Origin of the sequence: Clostridium sp. DFI.1.208 (genome assembly GCF_024463855.1) — a bacterium.
Taxonomy (GTDB): Bacteria; Bacillota_I; Bacilli_A; order Erysipelotrichales; family Erysipelotrichaceae; genus Clostridium_AQ.
This window is the reverse complement of record NZ_JANGCA010000085.1, coordinates 1-12104: the sequence shown is the minus strand read 5'-3', so window position 1 is coordinate 12104 and position 12104 is coordinate 1. Positions and strand designations below refer to the sequence as shown.

General features: G+C 41.2%; 12 protein-coding genes. 8 read left to right on the top strand and 4 right to left on the bottom strand.

The genetic code is table 11. The annotated features are described in order from the left end of the window. Positions 1 to 119: 119 nt before the first annotated feature. Both NE665_RS22175 and NE665_RS22170 read right to left on the bottom strand, forming a co-directional pair. On the bottom strand, positions 120 to 974 hold the full coding sequence (locus NE665_RS22175) for a hypothetical protein (protein ID WP_233104951.1): 855 nt from the start codon (positions 972 to 974) through the stop codon (positions 120 to 122). Between the two features lie 57 nt (positions 975 to 1031). Continuing rightward, a complete protein-coding gene (locus tag NE665_RS22170; protein ID WP_117443889.1) occupies positions 1032 to 1793 on the bottom strand; it encodes a DUF6612 family protein in 762 nt (253 codons plus the stop codon). Between the two features lie 194 nt (positions 1794 to 1987). Here NE665_RS22170 and ispF point away from each other — a divergent pair, with 194 nt between their 5' ends. From ispF to NE665_RS22140, 6 genes are all read left to right on the top strand, one after another. Beyond that, a complete protein-coding gene (gene ispF, locus NE665_RS22165) occupies positions 1988 to 2464 on the top strand; it encodes a 2-C-methyl-D-erythritol 2,4-cyclodiphosphate synthase (RefSeq protein ID WP_117443888.1) in 477 nt (158 codons plus the stop codon). Between the two features lie 123 nt (positions 2465 to 2587). Beyond that, on the top strand, positions 2588 to 2995 hold the full coding sequence (locus tag NE665_RS22160; RefSeq protein WP_117443887.1) for a transcriptional repressor: 408 nt from the start codon (positions 2588 to 2590) through the stop codon (positions 2993 to 2995). Positions 2996 to 3031: 36 nt separating this feature from the next. Beyond that, positions 3032 to 3571: a rubrerythrin gene (gene rbr, locus NE665_RS22155; protein ID WP_002606495.1), complete on the top strand. Its 540-nt coding sequence runs from the start codon at positions 3032 to 3034 to the stop codon at positions 3569 to 3571. Between the two features lie 409 nt (positions 3572 to 3980). Then, positions 3981 to 4712, top strand: a complete 732-nt coding sequence (gene deoC / locus NE665_RS22150; protein WP_002606494.1) for a deoxyribose-phosphate aldolase — start codon at positions 3981 to 3983, stop codon at positions 4710 to 4712. Between the two features lie 734 nt (positions 4713 to 5446). Further along, positions 5447 to 6277, top strand: a complete 831-nt coding sequence (locus tag NE665_RS22145) for a PTS sugar transporter subunit IIC (RefSeq protein ID WP_117443886.1) — start codon at positions 5447 to 5449, stop codon at positions 6275 to 6277. Position 6278: 1 nt separating this feature from the next. Beyond that, positions 6279 to 7169, top strand: coding sequence for a PTS system mannose/fructose/sorbose family transporter subunit IID (locus NE665_RS22140; RefSeq protein ID WP_117443885.1), 891 nt, complete (start codon positions 6279 to 6281; stop codon positions 7167 to 7169). A 446-nt stretch (positions 7170 to 7615) separates the two neighbouring features. On the opposite strand, the gene NE665_RS22135 is transcribed toward NE665_RS22140, so the two are convergent. Continuing rightward, positions 7616 to 8374: a DeoR/GlpR family DNA-binding transcription regulator gene (locus NE665_RS22135; protein ID WP_117443883.1), complete on the bottom strand. Its 759-nt coding sequence runs from the start codon at positions 8372 to 8374 to the stop codon at positions 7616 to 7618. A gap of 315 nt (positions 8375 to 8689) precedes the next feature. Next, positions 8690 to 10570, bottom strand: coding sequence for a PRD domain-containing protein (locus tag NE665_RS22130; protein WP_117443929.1), 1881 nt, complete (start codon positions 10568 to 10570; stop codon positions 8690 to 8692). A 190-nt stretch (positions 10571 to 10760) separates the two neighbouring features. Here NE665_RS22130 and NE665_RS22125 point away from each other — a divergent pair, with 190 nt between their 5' ends. Continuing rightward, positions 10761 to 11081 carry a PTS sugar transporter subunit IIB gene (locus NE665_RS22125; RefSeq protein WP_117443882.1) on the top strand — a complete coding sequence of 107 codons (321 nt, stop codon included), beginning with the start codon at positions 10761 to 10763 and terminating at the stop codon, positions 11079 to 11081. A gap of 4 nt (positions 11082 to 11085) precedes the next feature. Continuing rightward, positions 11086 to 12042, top strand: a complete 957-nt coding sequence (locus tag NE665_RS22120; protein WP_256302644.1) for a PTS transporter subunit EIIC — start codon at positions 11086 to 11088, stop codon at positions 12040 to 12042. Positions 12043 to 12104 lie beyond the last annotated feature (62 nt).

Below are 12104 nucleotides of genomic sequence, written 5' to 3'. Positions count from 1 at the left end.
CTTACTTCTACCTATTTGAAACCCTTTCTAACGCTATATTTATGCTCTGTATAGACTTCTGTAGAAGAAAGTTCCACATTTTTTATTCGCCTTTTGAAAGTGGAATTTAACTTTTCACTTCAGCTTTCATTACTTAAATCATCCAGCAGATCATTTGTGTCTGATTTTTTGCTGTCTGCCTTTTTGTAGTCTTTAAAGGATGGAAATTCAATTTTATTTACTTGATTGATATCATTCAGATTCACAATGAGGTTGATTGTCATGTCGACGGTTTCCTTTTTCCCATCCGCATCATCCATTTCATAGGTAGCCGCAATCTTCATTTCTACGCGTTCAAACTGATTCTGCTTATTAACGGTAAGAATATAGGCTCCTTCACGCACACCTGTGACTTTAAACCCATCACCAATCTTGAAGGTATCATCATCGATAGATTTATTTGCATAATCCTTTGCGTTGCTTAGTCCATCTTTATTCATGACAGCAGTGATGACCTTCTTGCCATCCTTTACTTCCATTGTCATTTCTTCAAAGCTCTTTTCAACATTCTTTTTTGGATCACCGGTTTCCTTATCAAGCTTTAGCTTGCTTAACAGCTGATCATCCAGTTCCTTGTATTCCTTTTCCATATCCATAATGTTTGCATACATAACATCATCCTTCATATAAAATGATGCCAGATCGTCAAGCCCGATTCCGTTTACAGCAGCATCCATGTGCAAGGCCAGCTGCAGCTTCTTTTCCGCATTATACTTTCCATCCATGGTCACTTTCGCATGCATATCCATCTCATCTGCATCAACCAGCAGCTTCATATCGAAGGCTGCAGATTTCAGCTTTGTCATGTTTGTTGTTGCTTTCGCATACGTATCCAACGCATCCTCATTGATTTTACTCTTACTGCTGCATGCGGCCAGTGTGAAAACCATCAGCGTACAGGTCAGTAATGCCAGTGCTTTTTTCAAATTCCTCATCCCTCTTTCTGTTTATAAAAAGGCCGTGAAGCTAAGAGTTCAACGGCCGTTACATGCTTATTCTATGCTGCCTTCCTTGTAGTCCTTGAAGTCCGGGAAGTCGATGCTGGAAACCTTGTTAATATCCTTTACGCTCAGAGATATCGTACCATTCATTTCCTGCTTGGTTTCTCCCTTGGTATTCGTCATTTCCATGGTGATGACTGCTTTCTCCATGAAGTCATTGTTTAATGTGACATCCATATCCAGCTTCTTGAATTCTACATTCGCATCCGTAACATTGTTTTTCTTTGTTTCCTTTTTAGCCTCTTCGTTGATTTTTTCAATATCGAAGGAAAGCTTCAGGTCGTTTCCTTTTACAGACGCTTCCTTCAGGAATTTTTTCATGTCTTCCTTATTCATTTTAAAGGTATCTGCATCAAAGTTTACATTTGGGATACTTGCAGTACCCATTGCTTCCTTCAGGCTTGTTTTCTGTTTCATCATGTCCATCATGTTCAAATACATGGTATCATCCTTAACGAACAGCTGCATGTATTTCTCCAGCTTCTGTCCACTTGCTTCCATGTCCATGATCATGCTCATCTGCAGAGGCTTCTTTGTTTCTGTAATGAAGCTACCATACAGCTTGATTTTTGCATTTTCCTTATCTACCGTCATATCCATATCTGCAGCGTAATTTGCGTTTTTTACCTCGCTGAATTTCTTTACAGAGGATTCCAGTTTATCCAGTGCATCGTCGCTTACCTTAGAACCGGAACAGGCAGCCATGGAAAACAGCATACCAAAACTTAATACCAGTGCGGCTAATTTTTTCATTTGTTTCTCTCCCTTGCTATTTTTATTATAGTTTAATAATACCATAAGGTTCTTTCATTTTGTAGTATTTTTCTACAAATTACAAAAAAGTAAGAAATCCAAACTATATTTGTTTTCCATGTGAAATAAACGAGGGGAATTGCGTCTTTTGTCAATCTGCGATACACTATATAAATATAAGAGGAGGTGTCTGTATGATACGAATCGGACAATCTACAGATATACATCAGCTGGTAAAAGGAAGAAAGCTGATTCTGGGAGGCGTGGAAATCGAGCATGAGCTGGGACTGCTTGGGCATTCCGATGCAGATGCGCTGCTGCATGCAATAGCGGAGAGTATTCTGGGGGCGCTGGCTCTGGGTGATCTTGGTAAGCATTTCCCGGATACGGATGAGAGATATAAGGATATGAATTCTTTATGGATGCTGAAGCAGGTATATAAGATTATGGATGAAAAGGGATACGCAATCGGTAATCTGGACGCCATGATCATGATAGAACGTCCCAAGATGGCACCGCATATCCCGGCAATGCGAAAACATGTCGCAGAGGCACTGCACTGTGATATGGAACAGGTTAGCATCAAGGCAACCCGCGGGGAAAAGCTGGGGTTTGTCGGTCGTGAGGAAGGTGTGCAGGCACAGTGTGTTGTCCTGTTGAACAAAAAGTAAAGCAATCCTTGGATATTTCTAAAAGAAGAAACTAAGAATTATTTTTAATTTTATTCTTAAAACTATTGACGAAACAGGTTTACGGGTATATAATAAGAATGGTTCTTAAGATTGGAGGTTGACATGATAAGAAAGTCTTCCAAGCAGCGTGATATGATACTGAATTATATGAAACAGATAGAGGGTCATGTCACACCGGAGCAGGTCTTTCAGGAAATGAATGCCGGCGGCCAGAAAATTAGTCTGGCGACGATTTATCGAAATCTGAATATTTTATGTGAGATGCATGAAGTCAAAAAGATTGCGCATCCTATAGATGGTTATCAGTACGATAAAACTTGTAAACCGCACTATCACCTGCACTGCATTAAGTGCGACCGCATCCTTGATTTGGATATTCCTTATCTTGAGTCATTCAACGAGGAAATGTCAAAACAGACGGGACTTCCAATCAAGACACACAATATGATGGCAGAGGGTATCTGCGAAGAGTGCTTGAAAAAGCAAAACGGTTTGGATCAGAAACACTGATCAGAAAATGTAAAGTTAAAAATGGAGGAAAAAAACATGGAATTAAAAGGATCTAAGACAGAACAGAACTTAATGGCAGCATTCGCTGGTGAATCTCAGGCACGTAACAAATATACGTATTATGCACAGATGGCTCGTGAAGAAGGTATGGAGCAGATTGCTGATATCTTTGAAGAAACTGCACGTAATGAGCAGGAGCACGCAAAGCTGTGGTTCAAGGCTCTGCACGAGGATAAGGTTCCTACAACTGCGGTAAACCTGGAGGATGCAGCTGCTGGTGAAAACTATGAGTGGACTGACATGTACAAGGGATTCGCTGAAACTGCAAAAGAAGAAGGCTTTGCTAAAATTGCTTTCCAGATGGAGCAGGTTGCTAAAATCGAAAAACACCACGAAGAACGTTATCTGAAGCTGCTGGAGAACGTAAAGAACGGCAAGGTATTTGAGAAAGACGAAGCTACTGTATGGGTATGTGATATCTGTGGATACCGTCACGAAGGAACTGCAGCACCTAAGGCATGTCCGGTATGTGGATACTCCGGAGCTCACTTCGCTGAAGAAGCTAAAAACTACTAAGAAAATCATAAAGAAAACACGGTTAGCGCCGTGTTTTTTGTATGGTGCAGCTATTCTTGAATCCGATATACGCCTTCATGATTCATTTGCTGGCTGTTATTTTATCTAATCCATAGCTATATTACAATCTTTGAGAAAAACCGCATGTCGGCACCTTCAACAGTTGTCATTTCCATATAAACTGGTATCACAGCCAGACGATTGAGAGGGGCTTAGGCGAGATAGCTTATAGCAGGGCATTCTTTTGCTTGTTTTCTTCGCTTTATATATAAATGTTGGTTAAAGTGAGCAAAAACATTCAAATATATAGATGCAAAATGTATAAATGAATGAAAATGCTTGATTTTGTTTTGTGACAGTCTTATAATAGCATTGTAAGAAAGGGCACTATGGTGTAATAGGTGACAAAATGAAACCAACAAAAAAAGCATGTGAAATGACGACAAAGGAGCTTGCACAGTATATTGATTATTCCGTATTAAAACCTGAATTTACAGAGGAAGATATCATTGCTCTTACAAAAGACGGCGTAGAGCTGGGCTGCGCTACAATCTGTATCAATCCGGGATATATGGATCTTTGTGAACCATATGTAAAAGGAAGCGAAACGATGCTGTGTCCGGTATGTGATTTCCCATTCGGTACAAGCTCAACAGAATCGAAAGTAAAGCAGATTGAAATCGTCGCAAAATATGATACTGTGAAAGAAGTGGATATTGTTGCTAATTTTGGTCTGATTCGTTCCGGGAAGTTTGATGAAGTCACGAAGGATCTGAAAGCATGTGCGGATGCAGCTCATAAATATGGCAGAGAAATCAAAGTGATTTTTGAAACAGATGCCTTGAACGAGGAACAGGTGCGCAAAGCATGCAAATGCTGTATTGATGCAGGTGCAGATTTTGTTAAAACAAGTACAGGTTTCTTAACCGGATTTGAATCACACGGCGCAACTCCTGAAATCATTAAGGTCATGATGGAAGAGGTTGACGGTAAATGTAAGGTTAAGGGAAGTGGATGCATCCGTACCAGAGAGCATTTCCTGCAGCTGATCGATATGGGAATCGATCGTATGGGTGTTGGATACAAGTCTGTACCGGTAGTTTTAGGACTCGACAACAAGGTTTCAACGGATAATTACTAAGCAGGGATAAAAAACGAAGAATATCGAAAGAGGCAAATAGGGATGCCTCTTTTTTATGGTATTTTCTCAGTCGCTTTTTTCAGGCTAAGCTGTGTGGGCATATTCCTCCTGTTTATTGTATGCAAAGACGTTACACCGGTATATTACGGTATGTGAAGCGAAGCATGTATAGACGTACAGACAGGATTGAAAGAATTTTTCTACATAAATATCTACAAAAGAAAATGATAATTCTTACTAGGATATGTGACGTAGAGTACACATAGCTAAAAGAGATTGCTTAAAGGGAACAGAAATGTTTCCATAACGAAAAGTTAAGTCAACGATGGAATGTGCTCATTAAAATCATCTCATCTTCCTTTAAGAAACAGAAATTTCGCAAACTAATCAGATGAATGGATATAAAGATGGCTTATGGTTGCTATATTTCCGATAATACCAATAAAAATAGCAATTTCGAATATAGTATTTCTAAGAAACAAAACTATATATCCTTTGAATATGCAGGATTGTAATAGAAATGCCCTAAAATACGCAAGAATACGCAAATATACTGACGATTATGCATATACCATAAGGACACTGCTATTTATAGTTTTGTAAACGATTACACAATTAAATATAATACCATTGTAATTACAGCAGGTCTGATTTTTCAAGGGGTAGGGGCCGTTATATATGAGAAAGACGACCTGTTGCTGGGCTGCTTTATGCAGAGAAAAGGAGATGAATTTATGATTACTTGGGTACAGGCTGCACTGCTTGGTCTTATGAGCTGTACAGCTGCTTCCATTCCAGCTGCACTGGGAACGACGATTGGCAACTATACATTAAATCGTCCATTGATCGCCTCATTATTTGTTGGTTTGATTTTGGGAGATGTAGAGGGCTGTATCAAACTGGCTATACCTATGCAGATTATTTATATCGCAGTCGTGACACCTGGAGGAACGGTTGCAGCCGATCTGCGTGCGGTATCGTATATCGGTATTCCGCTCGCCTATGCAACAGCGAAATCACAGGGGCTTGATCTTGGCGGTCCGGAAGCACAGGGACTTGCCGGATCTATTGGCGCATTGGTTGGAACCGTGGGTACGGTACAATTTTATGGAACTGCTATGATGAATCTTGTCTGGCAGCACATCGGATGGGCAAGACTGGATAAGAAGGATTTTGGTATCATAACAAAGGTCAATGTGATACTTCCGTTGATTTCTCATATACTTGTATCCTTTATTCCTGTTATGTTGATTACCTATTATGGAGCTGGAGCTGTAACGGACTTCAAAACCGCACTCCCAATGGATTCCTGGTATATGAAATCACTATTTACCATCGGCAGCTTACTGCCTGCTGTGGGGATTGCAATCCTGCTGAAATCTGTAGTAAGCAAAGCAACCAATTTGATTTTCTTCCTGTTTGGATTCACGGTTGCGGCATCCATGCATTTAACACTGATTGCGGCAACTGCTGTCGGTGCTGTATTCGCACTGATCAATTATCAGATGACGATGATTCGCTTGAGAGGTTCACAGGCAAATACGAACGATGAGGAGGATATCTAATATGAAGAAGCTTTCAAAAAAAGTCTTATCCAAATCCTTCTGGCGCTGGTTTTATGGCAATCTGACGTGCTTCTCCCATGAGCATATGCAGACCTTCGGTTACATGTGGTCCATGCTGCCGATTGTTCAGGAATTGTATGACTCCAAGGATGAACAGGCCGAGAAGCTGAAGACCTATTATCCATTCTTTAATACAGAGCCGCAGATTGGTTCCATTGTTGTGGGGATTACGGCAGGTCTTGAGGAAGCACGTGCAAATGGAGCAGAAGAAATTGATGATGAGATGATCAATGGTATTCGGGCTGGTTTAATGGGACCGCTTGCCGGTATTGGCGACTCGCTGATTGTCGGTACCTATATCCCGGTATTGCTGGGCATTGCATTAGGTCTTTCGGAAGGAGGCTCCCTCATTGGTCCACTATTCTATATCGTTGTATGGAATGTCACAAGTATTTTATTCCAGAAATGGATCTATGGGAAAGGGTATGAGCTTGGCGGCTCTGCCGTGGAGGTGATTGTCGGCGAGCAGGCAACTGCTTTGCGTGAATCTGTTATCGTAATGGGACAGGTAATCGTCGGGGCTATGGCAGGTACCTGGGTCTCTATAACAACTGCTGTACAGCTTACTTCATCTATTCAGGACAAGAAGGAGCTGGTAATTGAAGGCTCTAACGTAATCGAAAAAATTACCGGCACACAGGAGGTTCCGGTAATGCTGCAGGAAAAGTTGGACGGTGCATTTCCAGGTGTTTTGACCCTGTTGTTTGTAATGGGCTGCTGGTGGCTGATGGCGAAGAAAGGTATCAGTCCAATTAAAATCATGCTGCTCATGGTTGTGATTGCTGTTGTCGGAGTCCTTATTGGATTCTTTGATCCGGGATTATCTTATTAAAGCAAAGCAAGGAGATTACCTCTATAAAAGTAGCTGACAGGGAGTACATCATCGTAGCTCTGTGGCTATGCAGATAGAAGCAATCAGACTGCTATTAGGTATGATGCAGATTACTTCTGAAATACAGACATCTCCTTTTCCAGACAGCATCTGTCATGTTTGTAATCTCCCTTCGGAAGAGCTGTAATCATATGAAATCATCGATACCACATCGGTGATTTTTTCATTATTTAATATGATAGGAATGCCGATGAAGCGAACAGACAAAGAAAATAACAGCTTCCTGCAAGCAAAGCTGTTTTATAAAAAAGAGTATGACAAAAACAGAGTAGTGAATTCCTTCCTGAATACAATGTCCGCTGAGACAATGCTTCCAGACGACACAGAAAGGGTTGCTCTGCAGTATTCTATTTGCCTGTATAATGGAGGAAGCAGGAGCATCTTTGCTATTTCACTGCTATAAAATGATCTGGAAGTGTCCCCATTCCTGTCGTGCGATTGATAAAAACTTCTTCAAATTCATCAAGCTGAGCAAACGTACAGAAGCCCTTTACATGCAGCTTGCTGTCATCAATCAGGAGATACTTATGATTTGATAATTCCATCGCAATACGTTTCAGCTCTCTTGTCGCCATCTCGGCAGTGAAAGCCTTCTTCATGCCCAGACTAACACCTGCACAGCCGATAAAGGCCCGATCAAAATTATAGAGACGAAGCATATTTTGAGCCTCATTCCCCTCACTCATACGATAATTTGTATTAAACTCACCACCGATGACAATGATTTTAGCCTTTGGATTTTGAATGTTCTGGACAATCAGGTGATTGTTCGTCACAATTTTGACTGGTCTGCTGCCAAGAAAATGAATCATTGGGACGATACTGGTACCGCCATCCAGAAAGACACACTCCCCATCCTCTACCAGACTGCTGGCAGCTTTGCAGATTCGCAGCTTTTTATCATAATGAATTGACATACGCTCCATCATTTTTATTTCCGCTTCATCTGTCAGAATGCGTTCTCTTTCCTTTTTTACAGCACCTCCGTATATTCTGTCAACTTTATTCTCGTCATCCAGCTCCAGAAGGTCTCTGCGTATGGAGGATTCCGATACGCGTAGTTCCTTAGCAATCTGTTTAACCTGTATGGTCTGTTCCGACTCCAGTTTTTTTAGAATATACAGCTTTCTTTCAGCTGACAGCATGTCGTTCATCTCCTATCTTTTTAGCTTATCATAGGTATGTATTCTTGCGTGATGTATGAATAATCCGGGTATGCGGATAGTAGCCTGCATACATATCGATAGCTATATTATACGAGATTATTTTAATGATTACAAGCGAATTTGCTTGTATATTTATGATAATGACTGATTTTTGTTGTATTTTCATAATTAAACGAGCAGAAATATGCAAGAATTAAATTGTCATGAAACAATGCGTAAAAAAACATCCTTATTAGAAAGACAGGCTATGGATATTGCTGTTTATTCTGTAAGGATGATTATGTAAAGAAGCAGTTAATTTGTCAGGGTCAGTAAAAGCTGTTTGAACTCCTGAAAGGTTTTGCATTCCCTGATCTGATCGGGTACATGCTCCTGAGAGAATAGTAGAATCAGGGCTTCGTACAGCTTTCTAAACAAGTGTGATTCCTGCTCATGAATTGCAATCAACAGGACTACATGAACAATTTGCTTATCCCATGTGATTCCCTGCTTTGACAGGGCGAGTGCTATGCCGGTCTTGCTGGCATCCATTTTCATAGAATGAGGGACGGCAATACATCCAAAGGCAGTGGAAGCGGCCTCCTCACGCTTGATTACATCCTCATAAAAGGATGGAGAGGTATAGCCTTGTGCATACAGCTTATCGTGCAGAATGCGAATCAACTGTTCTTTTTTTATACTGCCATCTGTATGCAGATAGAAAAGTGATTCATGAAAAAAGTCAGAGAAGCTCTCAGAGAGGATCTGCAGCTTTTTCTGATCCATAACCTCCTGTATTTTCTCAAATATCTGCTTAAGATCCATTGCTTTTTTCAACGGCGGAATCACCAGCATGTGTGCATACTCTTTTTGTACGGGTACCGTTGTAAACAGTAGGTCGATTGCTGTATCCGGTAGCTGTGCTTCATAGGAGCATGCAGCACTGATATAGATTTCAGAATCAAAATGAATGAGAAGATAATTGTAAATTTCCTGCCTGCTGTTTTGATAATCCGGACACAGCAGTACGCATTTCAGCTTTCCGCTATCACTGCTTTGCCGTTCAATATCTGCGCCGATATGCATAGCCAGATAAGCAATCTCATCTGCAGTGATATGGAGGTTACAGGAAGCCTCCAGATAATTTGCGACATAAATGGCGCAGTCAAACAGCATAGGGCAGGATGCCTGAATGCTTTCCAGCAGCGGATTGCGCAATGAGGTATTTCTCTTACAGCGGGCAAATAGATTCTTGAAATGTAAGGCAAGCGGATACAGCAGCGTATCCTTATCAAGCTGTAGCCCATACTGCCGGTTGACGGAGGATATGACAGTCTGTGTGATTTCATAGATGTCCTGGCCAACGATGGAAATCAGCTCCTGCCGACTTTCCGTATGGCAGAGATTGATGCTGGTGCTGACCAGATTGTGAATATCACAGCGTTCTCCTTCCAGTAAGGCAACATGAAAGCCTTTCTCTAATTCGTCAATTACGGATCGCGTGATATCTGAGAGCGCAGGCTGTTTTGTTTGTGAATGTTCAATGGTATTGCCGCTTTGCATACGGTCAAGCAGTACGGCAAGATGCAGTGTCAGGTTTGTATAACCGAAATCATTGATATAACAGCTGTGCTTTTTGAATATATCATGAAGGATATCATGGATCAGCTGCACATTCAGATTGGGGAATATATCCTTCAGTGTCTGTAAATCCACAAAGCGCTCGCTTGATTCCTGATAGATGATGTCTGTCAGAAATTTCCGTTTGTTTCTTTCCTCCCCATCCGCATACACCATATCATTACGGCATCGAAAGGTGATCCCGGTATCCTGATATTCGCGATTCATGCGATTTAAAAGTCCTTTGATAGAGGAATAGCTAAGAAACAGCTCATCACAAAGATCATAGAGGTCGATCGCCTCCACATGATCAATAAAAAACTGCCGGATAATATACGCACTGCGCTCCCGGTATGTTTGCGGGATATCATGATCTGTATTCACATCCGTATCCGTATCAATGCGATATCCTCTGGGGCCTGCCGCGATCAGATTAGGAAACTCTTCCTGTATGGCGGCGATGTAGTTTTTTACAGATCGCGGAGTAACGTTTAGCAGTCTGGCAAGCTGTGTGGAAGAAATCGGCTGTTTCTGCTGTCTGATTATATGAACAAGCTCTTCATGTTTCTTTTTCATACGCATACCTCTCTCCTTACTGTTATTATAATGCAAGATGTAAACAATGCAAAACGAATCTTTTTCACTGCAGGGATGAAAATGTGATAACTTTCACCACGGTGATGAAAGTTTACTGGTTGAGCATTTTCTTTATACCGGAGATAATATAGGCGTGGAACAGTTCCCGTACCAACAGGAGGTAGAAAAGATGGAAAAACTGAATATATTATTATGCTGCGGAGCAGGGATGTCCAGCGGCTTTCTGGCACAGCAGATGCGCGGTGCAGCAAAAAAGCAGGGGATTATGGCTAAGGTGGAAGCTAAAAGCCAAAACAATATTGCGGATGATCTACCAAAAACGGATATCCTGCTCATCGGACCGCACTTATCCTATGCATTTGAGGAATTAAAGGCGATGTGTGATCCATATGCTGTGCCGGTACTGATCATACCGAAGGATATGTATGCAGGTCTGGATGGAAAAGGATTGCTTGCATTGTGTATGGAAACGTTAAAGGAAAAGGGGTAGCACTATGAATACATTTATTAACTGGCTGGGCTCCAGCTTTGCACCGAAGGTCGCTAAGGCCATGGATAAAAAGATTATACGTACGCTATCCGGGGCACTGATGGCCAATGTACCGATTCTGCTGCTGGGTAGTATTATCTCCATATATAATTTGCTTGCAGGCTATGTATCCTTCCTTCCGGATCTTTCTCCGGTCTATAATTTCAGCTTTGGCATTATGTCACTGACACTTGTTTTTCTGGTTGGCTATCATGGCGCAAAGGAATATGGATTCAAGGATTATGGCGTGTCTACAGGCTTGATCGCTTTAATGATGTTCTTTATGGTAATCAAACCGTCTATTGCGGATTTCCAGTTTCAGGTGGCGTTTGGAAGATTTGGCGGCTCCGGCATGATTTCTGCATTCTTTGCGGGAATCGTAACCATTGTGATTAGTAATCTGTATTTCAAGCTGCATCTGTTTGAGGATTCTGTATCTCTTCCTGATTTTTTGATTCGCTGGCTGAATCAGGTTATTCCCGGAATTATCGTGCTCGTACTTACTACAATTCTCATTTACTGGTGTAATATTGATTTATTTGAGCTGATTACCAGCTTGTTTTCACCACTGATCAGTATCGGACAGACCTATCCGGGCTTTATGCTCTGTATCTTTATTCCGGTATTCTTCTACTCATTCGGTATCAACAGCTGGTTTATGAATCCGATTACCAGTCCGATCGGTCTTGCTGGTATCACTGCAAACGCTGCTGCATTTGAACAGGGACTGCAGCCGACAAATATCTATACATCAAATGTAACCTTTTCGGTAATCTTTATCGGAGGTATGGGAATGACACTGGCACTAAATATCATGATGCTTCGTTCCCGCAGTAAGAGAATCAAGAAGTTTGGACAAACTTTATATCTGATTTTTGATTATCCCTATAAATATTACACTTTCAAGCATTTCGAAGTATAGAAAAACACTCATTTTACCACGAATATACCACGATTGAACGAGCCTTGATATGACGATAAAAT

What these genes read in the sequence shown, in the direction of transcription:
- NE665_RS22135 (WP_117443883.1), bottom strand. Translation starts at nt 8,374, where the DNA reads ATGCTGTCAGCTGAAAGAAAGCTGTATATTCTAAAAAAACTGGAGTCG.
- NE665_RS22170 (WP_117443889.1), bottom strand. Translation starts at nt 1,793, where the DNA reads ATGAAAAAATTAGCCGCACTGGTATTAAGTTTTGGTATGCTGTTTTCC.
- deoC (WP_002606494.1), top strand. Translation starts at nt 3,981, where the DNA reads ATGAAACCAACAAAAAAAGCATGTGAAATGACGACAAAGGAGCTTGCA.
- NE665_RS22125 (WP_117443882.1), top strand. Translation starts at nt 10,761, where the DNA reads ATGGAAAAACTGAATATATTATTATGCTGCGGAGCAGGGATGTCCAGC.
- rbr (WP_002606495.1), top strand. Translation starts at nt 3,032, where the DNA reads ATGGAATTAAAAGGATCTAAGACAGAACAGAACTTAATGGCAGCATTC.
- NE665_RS22120 (WP_256302644.1), top strand. Translation starts at nt 11,086, where the DNA reads ATGAATACATTTATTAACTGGCTGGGCTCCAGCTTTGCACCGAAGGTC.
- NE665_RS22160 (WP_117443887.1), top strand. Translation starts at nt 2,588, where the DNA reads ATGATAAGAAAGTCTTCCAAGCAGCGTGATATGATACTGAATTATATG.
- ispF (WP_117443888.1), top strand. Translation starts at nt 1,988, where the DNA reads ATGATACGAATCGGACAATCTACAGATATACATCAGCTGGTAAAAGGA.
- NE665_RS22145 (WP_117443886.1), top strand. Translation starts at nt 5,447, where the DNA reads ATGATTACTTGGGTACAGGCTGCACTGCTTGGTCTTATGAGCTGTACA.
- NE665_RS22175 (WP_233104951.1), bottom strand. Translation starts at nt 974, where the DNA reads ATGAGGAATTTGAAAAAAGCACTGGCATTACTGACCTGTACGCTGATG.
- NE665_RS22140 (WP_117443885.1), top strand. Translation starts at nt 6,279, where the DNA reads ATGAAGAAGCTTTCAAAAAAAGTCTTATCCAAATCCTTCTGGCGCTGG.
- NE665_RS22130 (WP_117443929.1), bottom strand. Translation starts at nt 10,570, where the DNA reads ATGAAAAAGAAACATGAAGAGCTTGTTCATATAATCAGACAGCAGAAA.